The organism is Thalassoroseus sp. (genome assembly GCF_984380535.1).
This window is the reverse complement of record NZ_CFHRBF010000026.1, coordinates 49,454-72,509: the sequence shown is the minus strand read 5'-3', so window position 1 is coordinate 72,509 and position 23,056 is coordinate 49,454. Positions and strand designations below refer to the sequence as shown.

Genomic DNA, 23,056 nt, shown 5'->3' with positions numbered 1-23,056 from the left:
CATTGACTGATAACGGGTTACACCTAATGTTTTTCCATTTTTTGGCGAGTCTACGTTGTCAGAAATCCTTTCACCTCTTAAGCCGACGCAAATTCGCTAGTGTCGACAGTCCATTCGTCCGCGCCGAGATTTTCCAAGTGGAGTACCTGGATTTCCCCAGAATCGAGATCCAGATAGAACTCCCCTTCTTTCGTGATCTCAATCCGGGAGGCCAGCTGGGCACCGGGTGCGGCGGGCGATTTGTCGATGTCCATGAGAATTTTTCTTAAGCGGTACTTGGTCTGACTGAGCCCATGCGGAGACGGTGATCCACTCAAAGCGTAGCGATCGACACCGGCCAGACGGCTTCCCTGGGCCGCCAGATGCAGCAGGAATTCCCACGGTTTGGACTTCCGATTCCAGTCAATATCCAGGAGAACGCCGTCGAAGAATGCCATCCGAGGTTTCGTGACAACGACCAGACGGTATTGGTGTCGGGCTTCTTCGATGATCTCGTCCGGGGATAACGCCTGCCGATACACGGGGGCGATGTCGGCCAAGGCCGCGAGGACTTTTTGGATGGCGTCCATCACGATCAAGCTGGTGTGTCGTCGGCTGGACTCGCCGCTGGTGAGGGCATCCAACTGGTCATATTCGATGAGTTCGCACAGCCGACGAAATTCCAGGCTCAGCAAGCCGGCCTTGGCTCGGTAACAATCTTCCGTCAGTCCCAGCCAAGACAATTCCGGCCGGGGATGGTAGACGATATAGACCTGCGTCAGGAGGCAGCAGGCGTCCCGCATTCGCGGCTCGTCACCCGAGTAACAAGTGGCCTGGAGTTCATCCAAGCATTGGTCGAGGTGAAACTTGGTTGCAAAGAATCGAGGATAGGCGGCTGTTGGATCGCCTTCAGTCTGCACGATGCGAACGAGCAGTTTGTTCCCGGCGTTGTTCAAATGATGCTGCCAAAAATCGATGCGAGCCCACATCATCCGCGTCACACCATCCCCAAGTACCGGGAAATTCGGGTGAAATTTCACAAACGCCTCGTCCAATGAGGACTCATCGACTTTCAAAAACAGATGTTCGTTGACGCAGGGGAAATCGAGATCCATCACGAGATCGAACCACGGGCGATCCACCATCTTTTCCGCGATGCAACGCCGATCCTGCTCGGGATGGGGGTCATCGGACGCGGATTGGGGTGACAAAGCCCCATATTTCCGCTGATTCAATCCTTCCAACGGTGTTTGGTCCGTCATCAAATCACGGAAGCCGTCCTGGCGTCCCATTTCCGCGATGGCGGCGGCGTGATCGGCCAATGCGTCTGAGACGGCCACGACTTGCAAACGCTCCGGCGTGTCCGTTTCAGCCGCTAGTCGACCGATCCCGAATTTCACGTAACGTCGAAACTTGGGATTTCGCTGCAGATCGGCGACCACAGGCACCACGTCGTCTCGCAGCCAAGCTTCGAGCTCCTCGGACTTTGGCTCGTCGAGTCCCAATGGGCCGGGAGCAATCCGCTGATATTTCTGTTGGGCAATTTCCAAGCGGTCCATCGCGCCTCTCGCTGTTTTCGTTGATGTGCATCACGACAGGTTGCCGCCGTAGGGCAACCGATGGCATTGCCGATCGATCCGTCGTGATTGCTTCGCCGTTCGAGCAACGATCACACGGTGTGATCGGCGTGTGATCGCTCCTTTCTAACTTGGGAATCCGTTGACGAGGACATCCATAAACCCATCCTGCCCGAGATAGCGGCAGGCAACGTTGCGGCCCCGGTATGGTCACCGAACTGCTCACATCACACGAAGCCGCCCGCCGGCTAGGCATCAGCCCAGCGACGCTCTATGACTGGCTCTCCCAGTCCGATGCGGGCAACTTCGTCATCCGCGGGAAACCCACAACGATTCATTATTATCAGGGTGGGCGAAAAGGCCAAGGTCGCATCAAAATCGAGCCGCAGGAAATTCAACGCCTACTCGCCCTGATGAGCGTCTCGCCAAAATCAGGATCCATTCGCCGACCCGTCCGTCCAACGACTCCCTTTCAGCATGTCACCACGAAACTGGGCCGCCCCGACGACTGATTGCATCCGAGGGACACGGCGCTTAACAGCTAAGCGGATTCCACTACTTTACTTGCCGCAAAACGAGGCTGAATTTAGCAATGGCTAACCAGCCGCTCGCTTTGGTTTTGTCTTGCCAAGTGCCTCCCACAGCGGATCGTTGTACTCATCGGCCCATTGAGCATAATGTCGCCAGGCCACCGCCGGTGTGTTGCCCATCAATCCGGCCAGCACTTCGATCGTCACCGGCTTGCCGGTGTAGTAGCCCGAAAGGGTACGTTTCGCGAAGGTATGCCGCGCGGTATACAGGCACTTGTCTTTGGGCAGTCCCAGCTTCTTCTTCAGTTCCAAGAAGCGTTGCACACAGTTGCAACGCTTCCAGGCTCGGCCACGAGTGGAACGGAACAGCGTCAGCCCCGATCCTAGCGGGGCCGCTTCCATCAACTGTCGAGTAATCGTCTCCATTTCCTCGCATAACATGATGCGACGATCCTTGCCGGTCTTTTTGCCGGTTTTGTGTCCCGATTTGCCATCGGCACTGCGGGCCTTGAGTAAGTAGTACATCCCCTGAGGTGTTTCCACGACGTGGTCCGCCGTAACTTTGGCCAATTCGGAATACGGCCGCGCACCGGTGAGCAGACAGGCTTTGATGAACAAACCAAATTCCTCGTCAGCCGCTTCGTACAGGGCTTGTTCTTCCTCCGGGGTGAAGGATGTGACCCGCGGCGTGGCCGTCGGTTTTTCGTAACCGGAGATCGGGTTGGCTTCCAGATCGTCGAACTTGCAGCAGAAATTGAAGGCTGCTTTGATCGAAGCGATCACGTTCCGCTGAGAATTATGATTCCAGGTGGTGTGCCGCTGCAACCAAGTCCGCAGATGCTTCTTCTTGAATTCATCGACCCGCAACGCGCCGCAGTAGCCGCACAAATCGTTGAGCCACCGCTCGACCTGCTTGGCCCACTCGGGATTGGCCGAGCGGTGCAGATCAGCCAGATAGACATCGCAAACCTTGGCCACGGTCCACTTCTCGGCGGATGCGGCCGGAGTCGGTGGCTGGAGTTCGTCCGCCACCTGGATGCGAGCCAGCGCGAGACGTGCCGCCTCTTTGTTGTCCGAACCACGAATCCGTTCGCCCTGTTCATCGAACAACGGCACCCGTTTTTTGGTTCCCGGTTCGGTGTAGTACCAACAATCGGTCTGCTTCCAGTGCCAAGCCGAGCCATGCTGCTGCCGACGCTGTTTTCGTTTCCTGGCCATCGCTCCGTGGTCCTTTCGAGATGAATCCAGTTGCCGCTGGGAATTGACGGGAGAAATTCAGGGGAAGAGAATGCAAACCGAATCGCTTGTTGGTTCCTGGTCACCAAGGGCCCGATTGAACAGGTGGCCTCTTGGTCTTGAGACACACAACAATCGAAACAACGCGACCGCCACAACTATTCCCGCGGAATGACGCCACAACTATTCCCGCGGAATGAGAGGACGCCACATGACTCCAACCAATCGAGACTCGTTTCCCCCCCGCCGCCGGTTATTCCGAAGTCATTTGCTACACAGAATAACTACACTGACGATTTTGCCGCTGACAGGCTTCCTGTCACAACTACTTTATACGCGAGCACTTGAAGCAAAACAAGCCCCTCGACCAAACATTGTTCTAATCATGGCCGACGACCAGGGCTGGGGTGAAGTTGGCTTCCATGGCAACAAAGTCATCAAAACGCCCAACCTGGATCGGTTTGCCGCTGAGGGAACGGAGCTAACCAACTTCTACGTTTCGCCGATGTGCACGCCCACGCGATCATCGCTGATGACCGGGCGTTATCACTTCCGTACCGGTGCACATGACACCTACATCGGACGTTCCAACATGAATCCGGCTGAAACCACTATCGCGGAAGTCTTCGCGAACGCGGGGTATCACACCGGCATCTTTGGCAAGTGGCACCTCGGCGAAAACTACCCAATGCGGGCCATCGACCAGGGGTTTCAAAAAGCTGTCGTGCATGGCGGGGGCGGCATCGGGCAATTTGCTGACTACCCTGGCAACACGTATTGGGATCCGATGCTGCAGTACAACGACTCCTTCAAAAAAGCCAAAGGCTACTGCACGGACGTCTTCATCGACGAATCCATTCAGTTCATGAAGGATTCCGGCGACCAACCGTTCTTCTGTTACCTGCCGGTCAATGTTCCCCACGCGCCATTCGACGTGGCGAAGGAGTTTCGTGCGGACTACGACAAACAGAATTTGAAGGATCCCGATGGGCGAAACTGGGTCGCGCCGATCTACGGGATGATCACTCAGTTCGACGGTGCCTTCGGACGCCTGCTCAAGGCGGTGGAAGAGATGGGCCAGCGTGAGAACACGATCATGATTTTCATGAGCGACAATGGCCCGAACTCGACCTACTTCACCGCCGGCTTGCGAGCCAAAAAGGGCAGCGTCTACGAAAACGGCATTCGTTCACCGTTTGTCATCCAATGGCCCGAGGTCTTGAAGGGCGGTCGGAAATTCAATACGCCTGCGATGCACATCGACTTGCTGCCAACACTGGCCGATGCCTGCGGCATCGCTCTGCCCGACGACTTGATCGTAGACGGCAAAAGTATCCTCGGTTTGCTCAAAGGCGAGTCGTCTGCTGCGACGCAGCAACTAGAACAGCGAACTCTTTTCATGCAGCACAACCGCGGGAACGTCCCCACCAAATACAAGAATGGCATGGCCCGTCGTGGACCTTGGAAAGCGATTGGCAATCGAGGCGAGCCGACCGGTTTCGAGCTGTACAACATTCAGCAGGACCCCGGCGAGAAACAGAACTTAGCCGCCAAGCATCCCGAAATGGTGAAATCGTTCGTCCAAGAATACGAAGCCTGGTTCGATGACGTGACCGCTGAGATGCAGCGTGACGGCGGCATGCCTTCGCCCATCGATTTGGATCCGCAGCAGAAGCTCGACTTCCGTTTCACCTGGCAAGATTGGTGGGGCGAGAAAACGGGCTGGCGGCCTACCAACTATGGCCGCTGGCGAATGAGCAACCGCGGGCTGATCGATCGCTTCGACATCACGATCGTTCCGCATCGACAACACCAAGGACAATCCGCCACGGTGAAGTTCATTTGGATGGATAAAACAATCGTCAAGGAATATGACAGCGTCCCCCCACAAATCGAACTGTCCGATATCAAGTTGGCCAAAGGAACGGGCTTTATGGAAGCTCAGGTTCACACCGGCGGCAAGATGCGCGCGGTTCAAGAAGTTCGGATCAGAGCACACGGCGCCGTCAGTTCGCTTCCCTCCGTACCAGCCTCGCGAAAGCAGGCCAAGTCTAAACCGAGAGGGGTTTCAAAGAATCCGATCGTGCTGCCGGAGGTGCGAGGTCAGTTTGTCCGCATCGAGCTTCCGGGTAAGAACCGCGTATTGTCGCTTGCCGAAGTCGCGGTCTACGAGAAACAGAAAAACGTCGCGCAGAAAATGCGTGCGACGCAGTCCTCGATCGGTTTCGGCGGCAGCGCCGACCGCGCAGTCGACGGAAACACGGACGGCAACTATCACAACCATTCGGTTTCGCACACCGAGAGTGGCGGCACGAACGCATGGTGGGAAGTCGATCTGGGCGGTATGGTGAATGTGGAGCAAATCGTCGTTTACAATCGAACGGATGCTACAGAAAGTCGTTTGGACGGATTCACAATCAAAGTCCTAGACGCCGATCGAAAGGTCGTTTTCAGTCAGGAACAGATCGCTCAAGCGCCCGTCATTTCGTTCCTACGCCTAGGCGTAAAACCAACGCTGATGCACGAAAGCCAAGAATAGAACATGACTTCAGCATTCGTCTTCCTCAGAAGAATAACTGCACGTGAATCGGCCTGTGCCATTTTCCTACCTGCGTTTTCTTTCTCACTTCTGTTGCTTGTCATCGCGTCGGGTATCACGAGTGGCGCGGACATCTACGTTAGCCAGAAGCCCAATGTCATCGTCATCATGGCCGATGATCTTGGATACGCCGACGTTGGTTTTCAAGGCTGCAAAGACATCCCGACACCGAACATCGATCAGCTCGCTAAAGACGGTGCACGTTTCTCGCAGGGGTACGTGACAGGTTGCATGTGCGGACCGTCGCGTGCTGGATTCATCACTGGCCGCATTCAGTCGACGTTCGGCTACTACAAAAATGCGTCGCAGCCGCTAGATCCGAAACAGGGGCTACCGGCGGGAACGAAGACCGTCGCGCACCTCATGCAACAGCAGGGATACATAACCGGTGGTGTCGGCAAGTGGCATATGGGCACGGCCGACCACCAACATCCAGGTGCCTTGGGATACGACGATTGGTATGGCTTCCTCGGCGGCGGATTGATGTATTACCCGCTGGACCATCCGTCGTACAAAGGAAAATATCTGAAGAAGACTAGGCCGTGGAGTCCGCGTGATATGCACCACACGCTGCCGCTGCTACACAACGGCAAACAGGTGCAGTGGGACCAATACCTGACGCGCGAGCTGACCGATGGTGCCATCCGTTTCGTCGAAAACAATCGCAAACAGCCATTCTTTCTCTTTGTGTCCTACAACGCCCCTCACGAGTATCTGGAAGCACCTGTAGAAACGATTGCCAAGTATTCTCCCGAATCCATGACCCAAGTGCCCGGCGTACCAGCGAAGAGTCGATCCATCTACGCCGCGATGGTTGACGAGATGGACCAGGGCATCGGGCGCTTGATGAAGACGCTCGACCGCCTGGACTTGACCGACAACACCGTCGTCTGGTTCTTGAGCGATCACGGTGGGCTAAGACGAACGAGTGACAACCGTCCGCTGCGCGGAGCCAAGGGGAACGCTTACGAGGGCGGACTTCGCGTGCCCTTCGTCGTCCGCTGGCCATCAAGAATCAAGCCGGGAATGGTGTTGGATCATCCCGTGACATCGCTGGACATCGGAGCCACGTCATTAGCTCTCGCTGGCGGCGACCCGAAGAGGTCTGGTCTGCACGGGCGGGACATTGCTGGCTACATGACCGGAAAATCGACGGAGGCTCCACACGATGTTCTCTACTGGCACGTCGGAAGCGGCCCGCAAGATCTGAGCGGAGTCCTGCGGGAAGGCGATTACAAGATGCTCGCCCAACGTGGCAAAGTGCAATTGTTCAATCTCAAGGAAGACCCGGCTGAGTCAAACGACCTCTCCAAGGCCGAGCCAAGGCGGGCAGAGAGAATGTTGACGCAATGGATCCGGATGAATGAGAACAGTCAACAGCCGTTGTGGGGCGGAGGTCAAAGCAAGCCAGCAAAGGACAATTATCAGTATACGGATTACGAATGGCTGAAAGGGACTCCGCATTACAGAGCCAAAAACTAAAGCAGTAACGTGTCGCGTAATGGGTTCGCCAATATTTCTTTGCTTCATCCAGACTTCTGGCGAAGTCCCGGCAAGACAAGTGCAGACAAGACACGAGGATTATCCACAATAAAACCAGATCACCTTTTTGCTGCCCTTCTATCGCTTTTCCTTCCGTCGATTGTAGTGGCCGACGAAGCATCATGGCCCAACTTCATTGTGTTTCTGACGGACGATCAGGGCTGAGGAAATCTTGGCTGCTAAGGCCATCCCTCATCAAGTCGCCGAACCTGGACAAGTTCGCCAGCGAAAAAATGCGGTTCACGCAGTGCTATGCCGGATGCTCAGTGTGTTCACCTTATCGCGACAACACATTCGTTTTTTATTCGTCCGACAACGGTCCCGAAGGCAACGGGACAGCCAGTCGCACACGCGGCTTAGCGATCTATCGGAATCGGTCTCGAAACTTCCGCACGTTCCGACCGAGCGAATGGAAACCCAAGCGGCGACGGGAACTGATGGAAATCGTTTGACCAACCATTCGACCAAAACGGAAGCACCACAGTGCCGTCCTATGCCGAAAAACGAGTTTTCGACAGGCTTGAATTTGGCGAGAACTGCCAAAGAAAAAAACCGCAAGTCTCAGTCAGATGAGAACTTACGGGTTAATTCGGTTGAAGAGGCGCCGCCCGGATTTGAACCGGGGATGGCGGATTTGCAATCCGCTGCCTTAGGCCACTTGGCTACGGCGCCTGATTGATTTGTGTGAAACTAATAATCGGCGGAAACCGTCGTTGGATTGAATCGATTTCTCGAATTTTTCGATTTCCTTCTGGCAAATCGTAGTAGTCGTGTTCCGTCTGGTCAAGACCTATCGAACCGATGCTGGTCCGCCGACGGATATTTACTCGCTGGACTCCGCTCGGGCTGAGAGGAGGTGGAGTTCTGTGTTGAAGATCTGGATCAAGGCGTGCAGGATCGATGCGAGCAGGGGGCCGATGAAGACTCCCCATAGTCCCATGACCTGAATTCCGCCAAGGACGCAGACAAACCCCAACAGCGGGTGGAGTCTGGCGTTCGTTTGTAACACGAAGACACGGACGAGGTTATCGACCGAGCCCACAATTGCCACTCCAATGATCCACATGGCGATTGCTTGCCAGAAATTGCCGATCAAGAACAGCCAGACAACACAGGGGCCCCAGACAAGAGCCGTACCCACGAGAGGAATCAGTGAACAGAATGCTGCGAGCGGGAATATCAGTAGGAACGGGCGGAAACCGAATGTCACAACCATAATCGCAGCAACGAAGCCTTGAGCAATAGCCGCGAGAAATGTACCGGTTGCAATTGCTCGGGTCGTGGTGTTGAACTTTGTGATCAGCTGTTCTTGATGGGATTTTTGCAAGGGGATCAGCTTCTCTGCTGCTTTTCGGAAGGTGTCGCCGTCTGCTAGGAAGTAGTAAAACGCGATAATAAAAATCGCCAGCTGAACGACGGCGGCAACTAGTGCACCGACGACACCGATTGCGGTTCCGACGATTCCGGAAGTCTGTTGCGACAACCATTTTGCAGCGGACCGTAAGGTCTTTTGAACCTCTCCTTCGATGTCGTCGGCCTCCCAAGTCGTCCCTAAAATCGTGTTGAGCTGTGCCGCTACGCGTTCACCGTCAATTTGCTGTTCTAAAGTCTGTGACCATTCGCGGAATGATTCATCCTGGATAGCTCCTGAAACGAAGCTGCCGAGTTTGATGGTGATCAAGAACACGCTCACCAGCACTGGAATCAGCACGACGAGCAAGACGATCCCAGTCGCGATTCCGGCGGCCAACCGCGTACGGCCGTGCATTCTGCGACCGAGTGCACGGTACAGGGGTTGGCAAATAACGGCCAAAACTCCTGCCAGAAACATGGAAAGAAGAAACGGGGCGATCACGCGAAAGAACATGACCCCCAAACACACGATGAGCGTCGTCACAATGGCGAGTGACGTCCACTGCATTGTCGTCGACTTCGAGATCGGAGAGTTCTGGCTTTCGGCAGACTTTTGAACAGTCACAAACGTGCTTCCGATAAATTTTTTAGTGGAAATCCTGTGAAAGGGTGTTTATACTCGACCGCACTTCAAGATTCTCACCACTTGCCTTCTACTTCAATATGATCGCTCGAATCGCTTTCTCGGCGAAAATTCCGTAACTCGGGCGAACCTTGTTTCCAATTCAATTTGCGATTCAACAACACGAATCATCCTTTACGATTGATTTCATGGATGAGTGCCATGCCACGACGTCTCATAATTACCCTGACCGCCGCTAATCGAGTCGGTATTTTGGCAGGGGTTTCTAACGCCCTCGCTGAATTGAGTGGCGATTTGCAGGAAATCCGTCAAACGGTCGTGCAAAAGTTCTTTACAATGATCATCGCCGCCGACTTTCCGGCGGAGCGAGATCCACAAATTGTATTGGACCATATTCGCGATGTCTGTCGTCCGTACTCGGTGGATGTGACTTTGAAAGATCCGTTGGATGAGCATCTGCAAGATGACGCCTGCAGTAAACTTCAACGGTTTTGGCTGACGATGCGGGGGCACAACGAGCCGGAGGTCATGCGACGCGTGTCCTCTCGTTTGGCTCAAGATCAGATCGACATTTGCAATATGCACGCCGTCAGTACCGCACAAGGGGAAGGGTTTCGCTTCTTGATGGAAATTGCCGTGCCGCCGAAAGTGGATATCGATCTACTTCAAGCCGATTTGATGTGTCTCGGTGAAGAAGGAAAGATGGACGGCGTTGCACTTCAGGAAATCGAGCTCGAAGATTCCGCGATCTATCAACGGACAAACATGTTTATGGCAGACCTTTCTGCGATTGACTGAAGTTGAGATTGTCCAAGCATTTCCCGAAGCCGTTTTAGCTGACGTTGACACTATGTGAACGTCAATTGGGAACGCCCCTTAGGGAGTGCAAAACAAACGGTGTGGGAAGCTTCCCTTTGCATCCACGTTCCTGGCGACAACTGGCGTTGCTCTTGAACTTCACGCAGTTTCGTGATTTGCTCGCCTTGAGTGAGGGTTGGGGTACCGGGTTTTGATTGTTCAACTTGCAGCGTAAAGTTTGGGCAGTCGAATGGCGCCTCGAATGAGATCGTGTGCTGTTTGCGTTGGATCTGCGTGAGTTCTTTGGCGGTCCAATACCGGCCGATTTCGCTGACTTTCATCCAGAGTGTCTCGGTCGAGAAACGACTGTTGATAGCCGTGACGACTTGCTGGAACGCTTTGAACCCCGCCTTCGAACCGTGACTGTACATGCCCGGCCAATGACACAAGAAGACGGCCGGTTCGCCACGCAAGATCAGATCGACCAGCCGGCCAGCCGACGCATCTTTGGTCGCGTAACGGTCGGGTTCGGGCCGAGAATCTCCATCCCAACCGCCAAACCAATCTCCTGTGCCTGCGACGACGTTCACAGTGGCTCGAACGTCATCCGTCCCTAAACCCGAAGCAAATTCCACTTGCGGTGCTGTCGTTTCGTGGTTGCCGACGACGTATTTGAAGTAGTGAGGTAAGTCGGTCCCATAGACATCTCGGACGGCTTCGAAGACCGCTCGGGACAACTCCGGCTTCACGAGATTCCCGAATCCGCCCGGTGTCGTCACGCCCTCACAGGGAAGTTCGCAGTTCTTGAGAATCCGCAGCGCATACGCCAAGTACGCGGCCAGTTCATCGACGCTTTTTTTCTCCTGCGGGTAGCTGTTCTCCATCGTAGCCGAGCTAATCTCCTCGAGTGGTCGGCCGGTTTTTAAGTTGATGACGCGGGTGTGTGTAATCATTTCAGGATGGATGTCCCAATTGGGCACCATCAAAGTGCGGACCAGTTTCAGGCTGTCCTGAAGCTGTTTCCGCGACCATCCGGGTAGTTCACGATCCATCCAGCCGACACAAGCCGGATAGGGAACGATGCTGTATTTGCCTTTGACCCCATTTTCAGCACACCATTCGCCGAACTCGCGGACGAACGTATCCGGAATTTCCCGTGGCCAGGTCTGCCAAGGTGTGTTGTATCGACCCGGCCAGGCGGCGGCGAATTGAGGCGTGCAGAAGTGTCCCATGTTGACCAGGCACGTCGAGTCATCAATGATGAACGACAACGGAACCCGTCCCTGCGGATTCAGCACCGTGACCGTTTCGTCTTGTGCAGCTCGGTCTCCGTGAGGGATTTCCGAATGTGCCGCTGCCGACAAATACGAAGTTCCCCATGCAACCGCAGCTGTTCCGACAGCGGATCGTTGCAAGAACTCTCGTCGCGTGAGTGACCGCATCGTGTGCCCTTTATCAACAGTTTGCACGGAACGAAAACCTCTCCCACAATACGGCGACGTCTCTACGAATGCAATTTGATGGATTCGGCTGAACGCTGCATGCGTTCGACGATTTGCGAGACGCGTTGTACGGCGGTTGCGATTTCCTCGGCGGTTGTTTCAAAGCTGACGGAAAACCGAATGGCCGAGCGGTACACTTCTTCTGGCAATCCCATGGCGACGAGTGTTTGATTCGGCAATGTCGAACCACTCGCACATGTGCTGCCAAGCGAGCAACAAATCCCTGCCAAGTCGAAGTTGACTAGAAGTGCCTCTGCATCGATGCCCGGAAAGGAGATGTTCAACGTATTCGGCAGACGGTTGGCTCCCATAGCATTCACGACGGCGTTGGGACACGTTTCGAGAAGTCCCGCTTGAAGTTCATCACGTCGTTCTCGCATCAGCCTAGTGCGTTGCGATTGGTCCCTGTGCCAACACTCGAGCGCCGTCGCCATGCCAACCGCCAACGCCACCGGTTCGGTGCCGGGGCGGTGTTCACTCTCTTGGTGCCCACCCCGCAATAGCGGTGGTAACGTGGTTCCACGTCTTAGCAGTAACGCTCCAATCCCACGTGGGCCATGGAATTTGTGAGCAGCCAGCGACATCGCCGTGCACGCTAAGCCCGCAAACGAGACCGGAATCTTCCCCACCGCCTGAACGGCATCGACATGCAGCGGAATACCGCGTTCCCGGCAGAACTCCGAAATCCGCTGCAAATCCTGTATGACGCCCGTCTCATTGTGCGCCAAGATAACCGTTGCCATACGGAGGTCGGAGTCCGCGAATTCGGAAAGTTGCTCCGGCTTCAACATTCCGTGCGAGTCAACTTGCAAGCATTCAAGCCGAAAACCCCGCTCGCGTTCTAGCGTTCGACAACACTCCATGCTGGCCAGGTGTTCGCCTTCTGTGAGCAGAATGGCTCCCGGAGACATAGCCTGTGCAAACCCCTGTATCGCCAAATTTGTCGATTCCGTACCGCCACTGGTGAAAATGACTTCACTCGGATCGGCCTCCAAAATGGAAGCGATCTTCTCACGCGAATCTTCAAGAGCTTTGCGGGCCGTGCGTCCTAAACCATGATGACTACCCGGGTTGGCGAAACTCGCTCGCCAGTGCTCGTTCATGGCGTCGAGCACTTCCGGCAACGGGCGGGTGGTGGCATTGTTATCGAGATAGATGGAAGTCGGCATTGGGCTCAGTAAACAAAGGGAACAACGTATACTCAAGACAATTGCCACGAGATACACTCGGACGATGAGATTCGGGAATTTCAGGCACTCCAGGCTTGCAGAGCCTTGGGAACTCGTTATCCTAACGCAATTCTGGACTTTTTCTGCGAGAGAATACAGGTGCTGTGATGGCGGAACTTCGGGGACACGCAAAAAAAATCGATCGTTTGATCGAAACCAAAACCAAGTTGGCCGAGAAGTACGAACGTAAGGCCGCTAACACTCGTAGTCAGCCACAGCGACAATCGTCGATGTATCACGCCAACCGTTTTCGTCGGCAGATCGACAACTTGACCCGTCAACGAGACGCAATTATTGCCGCTCGGTAGTCAGACGATCAATCGTTGTATGCGTGGGGGGCTGGTAGGCATTTTGCTCGGCCCCCGCGAGTCACTGCCCGCAACAACTCTGGGTTAGCCGTTCTGGTCGAGTAGATAGATTGTCATGGAGCGAGCACCATGCGCTCCGATGACCAGCGACTGCTCGATGTCCGCTGTCTTCGATGGACCGGCGATCCAACCGCTGAAACCCCGTTGTGAGAATGCTTGGGGCGAGTGAACGCGAAGCCACTCATACGCTTCGTGCATGTTGCTGACCACTTGCCCGCCTTCGACCACTAACGCGACGTGCTGGGGTAGAAAATACAGCACCCGATGCTTAAGGTTTTCGTCGCTGACCCACACGGCTCCGTTCTCAGCGATCGCCAGCTTCGCTGGAAGAATGGCGAAATCAATGTCGTCCAGGTGATGCGGGTCGTCAATTGCATCTGGATCGACGTTGCCGACATCCACGCCGGCAACTAGCGAGACGATTTTCTTTCCCTCGCTGAAGGCAGGTATCTCGCGGAGGTGGCGTTCAATCTCGGACGTATCATTGGCCGCAACACAAAGACCGCCGATTCCGCCGAGCGTCTCCGCGAAGTGTTCCCGAGGGTTGGGGTAGGTCGTCCAATCGCCTGCGAGCGTGGGATGCGGAACGGCTTCCACCAATTGCCCACGGACCCGCTTCAACACTTCATCTCGGCTAGACATAGAATTCTCGTTGGTACTCGACGACGAGCGTCATTAGGCTCCCGGCTTATTGCGGGCGGGAGCAAAATTGATGTTTTGAATGTAGCGGATCATCTTCATTTTGCCGTCGGATGTTTTCTGCATCCGGCCACTCACCGCACCGACGGCACTGATGACGTATTCGTAATTCAGATTGTAATCCGCTTCGATCTCAACTTCCTGCTCCTCGGTGAGCGGATTTCCCGGCCGACCGATTGCCTTGAGAATCAATCCGTTAAGTCGTTCGAAAGCTGCGGTGCCCGTTCCAAGATCGCTGCCGTTGAACTTCAAGCTGGCTAACTCACCGTTGGCCTGGGCCGTCAACTGCACTTTGAGCGGAGGCAGGTTTTGCTCAGGGATTGCATTCGATGCTTGAGCAGCGACTGGCATGTTGATGCTAAAATCGCCTTCCGGCTCGACAATTTTCAGAGTCAACATGAAGAAGATCAGCAACTGAAACACGACATCGATCATCGGAGCCATTTGCGGCTCGATTTTGGCAGCTTCGTTTTTGTTCCGAATTTTCATGACATCAAACCTGTTGCAGTTCGTTGGCGTCGACCCAACACGAGAGGGGCTAGAGAGTCTTCTGTTGGGCTTTCAAGGCAAATGTCGTAAAGCCAACTTCCTGGCAGAGTTTGATCAACTCCTGAACTTGCCCAAACGGTACCTTCGAGTCCGATCGAATCGTCACGGAGACATCTTTCGGATCGACACCGGTCGCTACATAGTTATCGCGTTCGAGTTTCAACGGCGAACGGAACTGCTGAACCGGAAGACTTTCACCGGCATAGAACACCAGCGGCGTTCCGGCACCGATAATCTCGCCCTTTTTGTTTCGGTCGTAACCGAAGTTGATCACGAATTCCTTGTCGCGTTTGACCTGGGGCGGTTGTGCCAACTGGTCTTGCGGAAGCTTGACGCGTTCGTCGGCTTGCGTTTGTTCGAAGTTCGAGATCACCATGAAAAAGGCAATCAATTGGAACACGATGTCGATCATCGGAGTCATGTCGACTTCGGGAACGGTTGAAGCGGACTTCTTGAATTTCATGGCAAACTCACGTAGGTCGATGAAAACTCGCCCATGTCATTATGAGCGAGAATCAATGAGTCGGATTCAGCAAATTTATTCTTGGGGTGCAGCAGGTGCGGCGGCGGGTGCTGCTCCTGCAGCGGGCTTCTTGTTGACGGTCGAGAACCGGCTCATCAACCCTTCGCTGACCATGCCGACTTCCAGCACCAACCGTTGCACACGGTTCCGCAAGAGGCTGTAGAAAATCATCGCGGGAATTGCGACCGCGAGACCTTCGATCGTTGTGAACAACGCGGTCGAAATACCGCCGGCCAATTCGCTTGGTTTCGGAGACGTTTTGCTGCGTTCGATCGTTTGGAACGACGTGATCATCCCGTAAACGGTTCCCATCAGACCGAGCATCGGAGCGATTGTACCGATCAAAGCGAGATAGCTGAGACGGTGTTCGAGAGCCATGTTCTCTTCTTCACCGACTTCCTGCATCCCTTCGGCGGCTTCTTCGTAACCCCGGTTGAGTTTGCTGAGTCCGGCGGCCAACACGCGGGCGATGAACGAGTCATCGGCTTTAGCGGTTTCGTAGGCGCCTTGGTAGTCTTTTTGGGTCAATCGTTGTTCGAAGTCGTCGATGAAACCTGCGGGCATGAGGTTGTCGCGACGCACTTGCAAGGTGTTCATCATGATGAGAGCCACCATGATGAACGAGAGAATCAGCAGCAGCAAACCAAAGAAACCCGACGCCCGAATCGCGTAGCTGAGGAAGCTTTCCTTCGGAGCAGCGTCTGTATCGGCAGTTTCTTCGCCGCCTTCGTCAGCTGGTTCTTCAGTGGCTTCTTCGTCTTGAGCATAGACGGCAGTCGGCGTCATCACAGTCGCTGTGAACGCACCGCATGCCAATGCTCCGCAAAGCAGCATCGACCAACTCACGCTGAGAGCCGCTCCCGCGTTTGAAATTTTAGACAACAGACCTCGCAACATGGATTTCACTCCGCAACGCAAATTATCGGTAACTTCCAGGTGTTTTCTGGGTGATGCACACGGCCTGCACTCTTGCAGGGCTTTTGATATGTTGAGTTTCCCGATTCTAAACAGCCATGATGGCTCAACGCCAGCACTGAAGTTCGGGATTTCAATCTTTGATTCATTCGCTTTCGGGGTGACAGATTAGCTGTCGGCGTTAGTTGCCGCCAGCGAGTTTCTTGGCCCATTCCGAATTGGCATACAGTGACCCCAACTGAGCCCGTGAGTCGGCAGCACGTTCGGGTTTGCCAACTTCGTTCCACAGACTGGCCAACCGGTATAACGCTTCGGCGTGCAGGTCTTTTTCGGAATTAAAGAGCACGTCGACATGCAGATACGCGATAAGAGCCTCTTTCTTCTTGCCACTTGCTAGAAGTGTATCACCTTTGCGAAGAAATGCTTCGGCTAATGTTTTTGTGTCGTCGGTAGCTGCTTGATCGATGACTTCGGTCAACATTTTGGCTGCTGCATCGGCTTGGTTTTGCCGTTGCAGTGTGGTGGCCAACCCGAGCATCGCTTCGAAGCGTCGGGCCTTTTCGATTTCCGTGGCAGCGTTCGCATCCACGACGGCTTGGAATTGTGCCTGAGCCTGCGGAATTTGATTTTGTTTGAGCAACAATCGCCCTTGTGAGATTTTCGCCGACATTTTGTAGTCTTCCCACGGCGAATTGGCGAGCTTGCTCAGTGTGGCATCCGCTTTGACTCCGTCGCCCTTGGCGATGTACAGATCCGCCAGCCAAGACTGGGTCGGATAGTACCGAAAACTGTTCGGGTGAGCTGTCTGGAACGCTTCGAGCTTCGCGATGGCTTCGTCCAACTTCGACGGATCACCTTTGGCCAATTTCGCCAATGTGCGGGCGATCAGGAATTCGATATCTGTGCGGACGATTTCGTTTTCCGGCTTCACTTCGCCGAGCATTTCTTCGTAGCCGCTGAGTGCTTCGGTCAGTTTGCCCTGGCTTTCGTTTCCACGAATGATCTGCAACCGCAATGGTTCTTCTTCGAAATCCACGCTGGCGATTTCGTTGGCGGGAATCTTGAACTCTTTCTTGAGACTCCCGACACCACTGCTGACCACCAATTCCGTGGCAGACTGCCCAGTGATCGTGCCGGTTTTGCGTTCGTTGCCGCTGCCTTTCAGATAGACTGTATCGGCGGCTTGCACCGAGATCGACCCGACAAGAACGACAAGGCTAGCGAGCAAGGCGAACGTTTTCTGACGACAAAACAAGGACATCGGATGAATCCTGGTTGATTGAACGGAGTGAAAAAACCAATCGTCTGGCGAGTGCGAAAGTTACTCGGCGTCTCCGGTCGGAGGTTTCGGACGTGGTTTGGGTTTGGGTTTCGCTTGAGGCTTCGGTGCTGCACCGGCTTCCGGAGATCGGGTTGGAGCCGGGCGTTTTTTCCTGGGGGCCTGCCCTTCAGACGCTTTGCGAGGGGCTGCAGACTTCTGTGGCGATGCTGCAGTCTTTTGAGGCGTTGCACCGGGTTTTTTCGACGCTGCCGGTCGTTTGCGTGATTTCGTCGGTGCTGGGCCTGCGCTGCCGCCACCGAAGACTGGTTCGGAAGTTCCATACGATGGCCGACGAGCCGGTCGTTTCGACCCCTTCATCAAGAAGAACATCGTTCCGCCGGTTGCAGCCAATGCGACGAGCAGACCAAGAATGATCCAGACCGTGCCTGGACCTTCCGGCGGCGGTGCGACATCGCCGGCTTCTTTATCATCGCCTGCGTCCGCTTGAACGATCGTTTCCGGGACGATTGTGGGAGTTTCGATCCAGGTGGGGTCGGCTTTGGCCTCGGCCACTTTACTGATTGCTTGCGGTTGTGCGTTGGGATTGACGTCTTGTTGAACGTCGCGGTAGAGCGAATTGAACTTCGACATCCACTCGGCATCGACCTGTTCGACATTGACGAACAACGGAAGGTTGCCAAGTTCCGAGGCGGCAATCTCCAATTGGTTTTTCTTCGCATCCGATGAACTTTGTTGATCGGCATATGTCTGGCGACTGATCGCAATTTGGTACAACGCGTTGAGCATCTGCTCGCGAGGTTGCTCAGACTTGGTTTCGATCTGTGTCAGGCTCTGAAGCAATTCCGGTTTCCGACTGACGTCTGCGAGCGGCGAATTGATCGCATCCCGCAGGACTTGCACCTCTTGGACCGCGGCTTGAATCTCCGTCGGTGTGGCGACCTTCGTTAGTTGATCGAGTCGTTGTCGCCCTTTGTCGGTGATGATGTATGGGGTGCCCGGTTCGCTGGTGACCGGCTTGACGAGATCGTCGAATTCGAGTTGATCGATTGCCCCGTCAATGGCCCAAACCGCTCGACCGAGCTGCAAAGCCTTGGAAAGTTCTTCGATTGTGTGCTGTTGTTGTTGCAACTGTCGCAACGTAGCTTCCCCGACGAGTTTCTCCACTTCCGCTTTGCGTTTTTGGATGCGGCGGTATGTTGCGGAGCCTTCGGGGTCGGCGGTGACTAAGCCTTCGATCTTGCGATTGAGTTGTTCGATCTGCTTGGCCCGTTTCTGCTCCGCATCAGCACTGCCCGCGGGAGCGGATTGGAGGGCCTGCAACTCGTTCCCGAGTCCCTGCCACTTCTTGGTGACAGCGATCGCGTCGGTCACGGTTTTGAGTCGCTCCTCGGCCGCTTTGACTTCCTCGGGTGTGGCGTCCCCTGCTTTGATGGTGTCGTATTCGAGTTGCCGTTTCTCGAGGAGTTTGGTCGTGTTCTCGGCGGCATAGATCTTTTGCAATTCCGCATTGAAACCGGCTTTGGTTTCCTCGTTGCTGCGGAGTTGTTGGCCGATGCGTTGGGCAATACCCTGCCAGCCCCAAACTCCCGCTTGCTGATCTCCGCCGATTGCTTTCATCAGATATTGCAGCGTGTCAGGACGACTGCTCGATCCCCAATCCTGCAAGAGTTCAGCGGTCGCAATTTGCACCTCGATCGCGTTCGGCAACTCTTTGATGATCTCTGTGAGTTTTTCGTAGCCTTTTTCAAACTCACCGGCAGCTTGATAGACCTGACCCAACCGCAATTTGATGCCCGTAAGGCCTTGGGGAGGTTTCGAATCTTTCGACGCTTTGTCGAGAATCATTTGGTAGGTTTCGGCGGACCGCTTGAAGTACTCGGTGGCTTTTGCCCCTTCGGCGGTTTCCCCGAGAGCCAAGTAGGTTTCCGCGATCCATTGCAACGCTCCGTAAGAGGTGCCGGCATCGTTACGCTTTTGGTAGAGGGCGTCCAAGAATTGTGAGAATGAAGTCAGGATTTGCTCGAATTTCTCGGGCGGGCCGACTTTCTTCGTGCGGTCGAGTTCTTCTTGAATCTGCCGACCGAGTTGGACGTAAATCTGTGTGACCTCGCTGCCTCCGTCCTCACCGACGACGGCTTCGAGTTTCTTCATGGTGTCTTGAGCTTCGGCGATCTGTTGCGTGCCTACATACGCTCGCAGCAGAAGTTGGTACACAACACTCGCAAAAGCTTTACTTTGAACGCCGACTTTCGGACGGGTTTTGTCTTCAGAAATCTGAATAGCTTTCACCGGCGCGTGTGGATCGCTGGTGACCAGTTGAATCGCTTCTTGGAACTTCTGCTGATTGACGAAGATTTGTCCCCGTGTGACTTTGGCCGCGATCAGGTCAGCAAGTTTCTCCGGGGGTGCCCCTTCCGGTGTCGAAGCTTCAACCTTCTCGATCCCGGTTTTCAGAAAGGTCTGAGCCTTGTTCTGCCAGTCTTCAAGGGTTTTTTCATCGGGGCGTTCGGCTTCGGGTTTTCGGAGTGCTTTCAAATACGCATTCCAAAAGGCCTCACCCGCGCTGATTTGAGCCGTGGCATAATGTTTTGTCGACGAAACTGGCACTGCACCGAACCAGTTAGCGGCTTCGGCCGGCATGTCCCGACGCATGTAAATTCGTCCGACCGTCATGCGGGAGTCGTCTGCCAAACCGCTTTCGGGAAAACGGTCGATGATCGTTTGGCAAACCCGTAAAAGCTGGTCGAGTTCAAAACTGACATCCGGGTCGTTCCCGTCTTCGTCTTTGGGTTGGGAAGCGGCCTCGTTGTAGGCTTTGACATAGGCTGCCATCGCGATTTTGGCAGCGTCTCGGGCCATTTCCGGTTCGGAACGGGCGAAGCGGTTGGCGATGAACTCGGTCATCACACCTGCTTCGAGCGCACGGTCCATTTTGTAGTACACGAACGCCAAGAGATACCGGGCCAAGTTGATCTGCCGAGCGTCGACGGACGAATCCGCCAAGTTCAAACCGAGTTGTAGAAGGCTCGCCGTCTCGTCGAGATGCGCTTCGAGGAGATCTTCTCGTTGTCGAACTTCCGCTTCGGGCAGTTTCTTGGCCTTGGCTTGGTTGATGTCGTCTTCAAACTCGCCAATTTTCTTAATTCGCACTTTGGCCAGGCCGAAGGCTTCATCGAAGGACTTGGGATCGCTGGGGTTAATGTTCAGCGACGCCTTCAAGCGTTGAGCCATGAACTGCGCGACATCTTTATATTGCCCCGTCCAGCGGGTGAGTTCTTGAGCTTCCTTCAAAGCCAATCGCAGTTGCTGTTCGACGACTTTTTCTGGTTGTTCTTCTTGGCGTAGCTTGTTTGCCAGCGACTCGTGCGCGAGGGCTTTTTGATAACGAATTCCGAGCCCGGTCGGGGTTCGCGCCAGAATGCGATTGCTGGTGTCGTTCAGCCATTCGCCGGATTCATCCACGACGAGTTGGTAGTCGGCTCGACTCCGATGATTCAAACAGATCAAGCGGAAATGCCGCACTTGGTCTTGCAGGACTCTCAACGACCGGGAAACGGTGGCTTTGTCTTTGCCGTGCTCGAGTAGTTCGTTGTAAATCCCCAGGGCTTTGCCGATATCGTTTTGCTCTTCGAAGCATTTGCCTTGCCACATCCGTGCGTACAACCCACCGACTTGGCTACGATACGCCTGATGGATTTTCTCGAAGTCGTTCGCCGCTTCGGTCAGTTTTTTCTTGAACTCGTCGGAACCATCGGTGTACGTCTGAGCTTCCTCATAGGTACACATGGCGAGATCGATCTGCGCCTGCATGTAATCGATTTCCGCTTTCTTGCGGGCTTCACGCTGTTCTTTCTCATCGGTGGGGATGAACTTCGGGAAGGCTTCGTAAATCTCTTTGTATTTGTCGTGAGCCGACTGAAAAATCTTCCGCGCAGCCAACACGTCTTCCCGTGCTTCTTGCTGCATTTGGGGCTTTTTGTCTTCGTTGACCGGAGAATTCGCATCCCAAATTTTCACGCGAGCCTTACCGAGAAGAATGTTCCCTCGTTCGGCTTGGGCTTTCCCGACGAGTTCGTGGTCGGGGTTGTCACGGACGAACGTCTCCAATTGCCCGGCTGCTTGGTCGAGGGCAGCTTCTTGGGCTTCCGGGTTCCGCATCGTTTGCGCGTTTTTGAGAAGCGTGATGCCACGTTCGTATGGCAGCCGCTTTTTCATCTCCGCATTGAGGGTGGTGTTTTGTTCCAGCGTATCGAGGTAGTACAATGCTTCGTCAAAGTACCCACGAGCACGCAAGCCATCGAGGAACTCTTGCTGAAGTTCCGCTGCTTCCACTGAAGGTACAGACAAGCCATTCGTTACGCCAAACGGCATCAGAAGGGTGAGAAGTGCCCACAACGATACAGTTTGGCAGCGTCTGAAAGTGATCATGGTTCGATTCCGAAACGCTTCGGTCAATATTCGTCCGACTCAATTTTCGATTGAAGCGGGAATGGTGGGGATTGAGCTGAGGATGAGAGGCCCGGAAGACCTCTCCGATCCTCCCTTCTCAGCATAAGCCGCTCCGCCAGTGTACGCAACAAAGCGCATCGGGAATTGTGACGTTATTCGCCGATCGTGAACGTCCGTTGCACTACTGCGAGAATCGGTTGGCGTTTCGATTTTTGAGAGATGTCGACTTCGAACGGGCGGCCAAGACTGTTCCCTGCCCGGTCTTCGAGGATGGTTTCAACACGGAGTTGATACTCTCCGGCCATCCATGCGGTGTCTGGGGTCAAACGCCACTCCGTCTCCCCATTCAAGACCTGAATCCGCCCAGCGATCGGTCGGCCGTTCGGGGAGATCACTTCCAGAACGCGTGAAGCCAGAGCGTGGTCGAGCGGTTCATCGAATCGAACGGTCAGCGGCGTTTTGCTGTCGCGACGTGGTGTGTTGAGTTCCCAGTCGGCAATCTGCGGTTGTTCCGCATCGGCCTGGCTAACGCGAAAGGACTTTCGGAACGTTTCCTTCATCGGTTTGCCGTCGAGATTTTTCCAGGCGGCGTCGACAACCAACGTGTAATGTCGACCTGCTTCGAGCGCCGGTCCCGAATCTTCGCGTGGCTTCAAACCGCGTTTGATCCGGCCTGGGTCCAACAGCAATGTCAGACGGGTGCCGTCTGGGCTCCACATTTCTTGATCGATTTCCAAGAACGGTAGTTCGACTTCTTGGTGCTTGTCATTGATCAAATGAATGAAGCGATACGAATCGCCTTGGCGCATCGGCGTGGAAAAGTGGAGATAGAACTTCAGCAGGTTTTCGGGAAGTGTGTCGCCCGATGGATAGACGTGCGTCAGTTCCGGCGTTTGCGGTGGTTTCGTCGGCGTGATCTTGAAGTTCTCACGCACCGGTACCAGATCGCCCCGTATGAGCACAGCCCGATAAGTCACTCCGGGATCGAGTGGAAATCGTGGACGGAACAGCAATCGATTGTCTTCGACGGACTGACGCCCGAAGACCGCCAGCGAATCCTCCATGGCATCCGCCACAAAGATTTTCAGCTTCGCCGATTCCAATTGCCCCGTCGTGAGTCCGTCGACCGAAAACACGTTTGTCTTCGGTTCCAAGTTGATTTGGACCGTTTCCGGTTCGGATGCGAGTCCGAGGGCCATATTACCCAGGATTGCACAGACGAGAATAGATAGGGTTCGCATCGATTCAGTACTCCGTGCAACATCAAACTGGTGAGGCCGACA

The 23,056-nt window shown here is 54.6% G+C and carries 17 protein-coding genes and 1 tRNA gene; 5 read left to right on the top strand and 13 right to left on the bottom strand.

The window, feature by feature from the left end:
* Positions 1 to 77: 77 nt before the first annotated feature.
* Positions 78 to 1,538, bottom strand: a complete 1,461-nt coding sequence (locus AC5DDB_RS27825) for a hypothetical protein (RefSeq protein ID WP_491743042.1) — start codon at positions 1,536 to 1,538, stop codon at positions 78 to 80.
* 224 nt (positions 1,539 to 1,762) lie between these two features.
* Between AC5DDB_RS27825 and AC5DDB_RS27820 the strand changes: the two genes are divergently transcribed.
* The gene (locus AC5DDB_RS27820) at positions 1,763 to 2,068 is read left to right on the top strand and encodes a DNA-binding protein (protein ID WP_491743041.1); all 306 of its coding nucleotides are present in this window, start codon (positions 1,763 to 1,765) and stop codon (positions 2,066 to 2,068) included.
* Positions 2,069 to 2,152: 84 nt separating this feature from the next.
* On the opposite strand, the gene AC5DDB_RS27815 is transcribed toward AC5DDB_RS27820, so the two are convergent.
* Entirely contained in the window at positions 2,153 to 3,304 is a 1,152-nt protein-coding gene (locus AC5DDB_RS27815) for a tyrosine-type recombinase/integrase (protein ID WP_491743040.1), read from the bottom strand.
* A gap of 214 nt (positions 3,305 to 3,518) precedes the next feature.
* Between AC5DDB_RS27815 and AC5DDB_RS27810 the strand changes: the two genes are divergently transcribed.
* Positions 3,519 to 5,861, top strand: a complete 2,343-nt coding sequence (locus AC5DDB_RS27810; protein WP_491743039.1) for a sulfatase-like hydrolase/transferase — start codon at positions 3,519 to 3,521, stop codon at positions 5,859 to 5,861.
* A gap of 3 nt (positions 5,862 to 5,864) precedes the next feature.
* Positions 5,865 to 7,403, top strand: a complete 1,539-nt coding sequence (locus AC5DDB_RS27805) for a sulfatase-like hydrolase/transferase (protein WP_491743038.1) — start codon at positions 5,865 to 5,867, stop codon at positions 7,401 to 7,403.
* A 659-nt stretch (positions 7,404 to 8,062) separates the two neighbouring features.
* On the opposite strand, the gene AC5DDB_RS27800 is transcribed toward AC5DDB_RS27805, so the two are convergent.
* Both AC5DDB_RS27800 and AC5DDB_RS27795 read right to left on the bottom strand, forming a co-directional pair.
* Positions 8,063 to 8,135 (bottom strand) — tRNA-Cys (locus AC5DDB_RS27800).
* Positions 8,136 to 8,286: 151 nt separating this feature from the next.
* Entirely contained in the window at positions 8,287 to 9,384 is a 1,098-nt protein-coding gene (locus tag AC5DDB_RS27795) for an AI-2E family transporter (RefSeq protein ID WP_491743037.1), read from the bottom strand.
* Positions 9,385 to 9,660: 276 nt separating this feature from the next.
* On the opposite strand from AC5DDB_RS27795, the gene AC5DDB_RS27790 reads away from it, so the two are divergent.
* Complete coding sequence (locus AC5DDB_RS27790; RefSeq protein WP_491743036.1) at positions 9,661 to 10,257, top strand: ACT domain-containing protein; 597 nt, start codon at positions 9,661 to 9,663, stop codon at positions 10,255 to 10,257.
* Positions 10,258 to 10,307: 50 nt separating this feature from the next.
* Here the strand turns inward: AC5DDB_RS27790 and AC5DDB_RS27785 are convergent, their stop codons facing one another.
* Positions 10,308 to 11,726: a twin-arginine translocation signal domain-containing protein gene (locus AC5DDB_RS27785; RefSeq protein ID WP_491743035.1), complete on the bottom strand. Its 1,419-nt coding sequence runs from the start codon at positions 11,724 to 11,726 to the stop codon at positions 10,308 to 10,310.
* Between the two features lie 35 nt (positions 11,727 to 11,761).
* Entirely contained in the window at positions 11,762 to 12,928 is a 1,167-nt protein-coding gene (locus AC5DDB_RS27780; RefSeq protein WP_491743034.1) for a cysteine desulfurase family protein, read from the bottom strand.
* Between the two features lie 167 nt (positions 12,929 to 13,095).
* Between AC5DDB_RS27780 and AC5DDB_RS27775 the strand changes: the two genes are divergently transcribed.
* Complete coding sequence (locus tag AC5DDB_RS27775) at positions 13,096 to 13,296, top strand: hypothetical protein (protein WP_491743033.1); 201 nt, start codon at positions 13,096 to 13,098, stop codon at positions 13,294 to 13,296.
* 84 nt (positions 13,297 to 13,380) lie between these two features.
* On the opposite strand, the gene AC5DDB_RS27770 is transcribed toward AC5DDB_RS27775, so the two are convergent.
* The 7 genes from AC5DDB_RS27770 to AC5DDB_RS27740 all read right to left on the bottom strand — a co-directional run bounded on the left by AC5DDB_RS27770 (position 13,381) and on the right by AC5DDB_RS27740 (position 23,014).
* A complete protein-coding gene (locus AC5DDB_RS27770) occupies positions 13,381 to 13,998 on the bottom strand; it encodes a LutC/YkgG family protein (RefSeq protein WP_491743032.1) in 618 nt (205 codons plus the stop codon).
* A 33-nt stretch (positions 13,999 to 14,031) separates the two neighbouring features.
* The gene (locus tag AC5DDB_RS27765; RefSeq protein ID WP_491743031.1) at positions 14,032 to 14,544 is read right to left on the bottom strand and encodes an ExbD/TolR family protein; all 513 of its coding nucleotides are present in this window, start codon (positions 14,542 to 14,544) and stop codon (positions 14,032 to 14,034) included.
* 49 nt (positions 14,545 to 14,593) lie between these two features.
* A complete protein-coding gene (locus tag AC5DDB_RS27760) occupies positions 14,594 to 15,067 on the bottom strand; it encodes an ExbD/TolR family protein (protein WP_491743030.1) in 474 nt (157 codons plus the stop codon).
* Positions 15,068 to 15,142: 75 nt separating this feature from the next.
* Positions 15,143 to 16,009 (bottom strand): MotA/TolQ/ExbB proton channel family protein, encoded by an 867-nt coding sequence (locus AC5DDB_RS27755; protein ID WP_491743029.1) that lies wholly within the window; start codon positions 16,007 to 16,009, stop codon positions 15,143 to 15,145.
* Positions 16,010 to 16,223: 214 nt separating this feature from the next.
* Complete coding sequence (locus AC5DDB_RS27750) at positions 16,224 to 17,303, bottom strand: tetratricopeptide repeat protein (protein WP_491743028.1); 1,080 nt, start codon at positions 17,301 to 17,303, stop codon at positions 16,224 to 16,226.
* Between the two features lie 60 nt (positions 17,304 to 17,363).
* Complete coding sequence (locus AC5DDB_RS27745) at positions 17,364 to 21,752, bottom strand: hypothetical protein (RefSeq protein ID WP_491743027.1); 4,389 nt, start codon at positions 21,750 to 21,752, stop codon at positions 17,364 to 17,366.
* A gap of 173 nt (positions 21,753 to 21,925) precedes the next feature.
* Complete coding sequence (locus tag AC5DDB_RS27740; protein WP_491743026.1) at positions 21,926 to 23,014, bottom strand: Ig-like domain-containing protein; 1,089 nt, start codon at positions 23,012 to 23,014, stop codon at positions 21,926 to 21,928.
* Positions 23,015 to 23,056: the final 42 nt, after the last annotated feature.

Excerpts from the sequence above, each read along its gene's own strand:
- AC5DDB_RS27825 (WP_491743042.1), bottom strand. The coding sequence starts at position 1,538 with ATGGACCGCTTGGAAATTGCCCAACAGAAATATCAGCGGATTGCTCCC.
- AC5DDB_RS27820 (WP_491743041.1), top strand. The coding sequence starts at position 1,763 with ATGGTCACCGAACTGCTCACATCACACGAAGCCGCCCGCCGGCTAGGC.
- AC5DDB_RS27815 (WP_491743040.1), bottom strand. The coding sequence starts at position 3,304 with ATGGCCAGGAAACGAAAACAGCGTCGGCAGCAGCATGGCTCGGCTTGG.
- AC5DDB_RS27810 (WP_491743039.1), top strand. The coding sequence starts at position 3,519 with ATGAGAGGACGCCACATGACTCCAACCAATCGAGACTCGTTTCCCCCC.
- AC5DDB_RS27805 (WP_491743038.1), top strand. The coding sequence starts at position 5,865 with ATGACTTCAGCATTCGTCTTCCTCAGAAGAATAACTGCACGTGAATCG.
- AC5DDB_RS27795 (WP_491743037.1), bottom strand. The coding sequence starts at position 9,384 with ATGCAGTGGACGTCACTCGCCATTGTGACGACGCTCATCGTGTGTTTG.
- AC5DDB_RS27790 (WP_491743036.1), top strand. The coding sequence starts at position 9,661 with ATGCCACGACGTCTCATAATTACCCTGACCGCCGCTAATCGAGTCGGT.
- AC5DDB_RS27780 (WP_491743034.1), bottom strand. The coding sequence starts at position 12,928 with ATGCCGACTTCCATCTATCTCGATAACAATGCCACCACCCGCCCGTTG.
- AC5DDB_RS27775 (WP_491743033.1), top strand. The coding sequence starts at position 13,096 with ATGGCGGAACTTCGGGGACACGCAAAAAAAATCGATCGTTTGATCGAA.
- AC5DDB_RS27770 (WP_491743032.1), bottom strand. The coding sequence starts at position 13,998 with ATGTCTAGCCGAGATGAAGTGTTGAAGCGGGTCCGTGGGCAATTGGTG.
- AC5DDB_RS27765 (WP_491743031.1), bottom strand. The coding sequence starts at position 14,544 with ATGAAAATTCGGAACAAAAACGAAGCTGCCAAAATCGAGCCGCAAATG.
- AC5DDB_RS27760 (WP_491743030.1), bottom strand. The coding sequence starts at position 15,067 with ATGAAATTCAAGAAGTCCGCTTCAACCGTTCCCGAAGTCGACATGACT.
- AC5DDB_RS27750 (WP_491743028.1), bottom strand. The coding sequence starts at position 17,303 with ATGTCCTTGTTTTGTCGTCAGAAAACGTTCGCCTTGCTCGCTAGCCTT.
- AC5DDB_RS27745 (WP_491743027.1), bottom strand. The coding sequence starts at position 21,752 with ATGATCACTTTCAGACGCTGCCAAACTGTATCGTTGTGGGCACTTCTC.
- AC5DDB_RS27740 (WP_491743026.1), bottom strand. The coding sequence starts at position 23,014 with ATGCGAACCCTATCTATTCTCGTCTGTGCAATCCTGGGTAATATGGCC.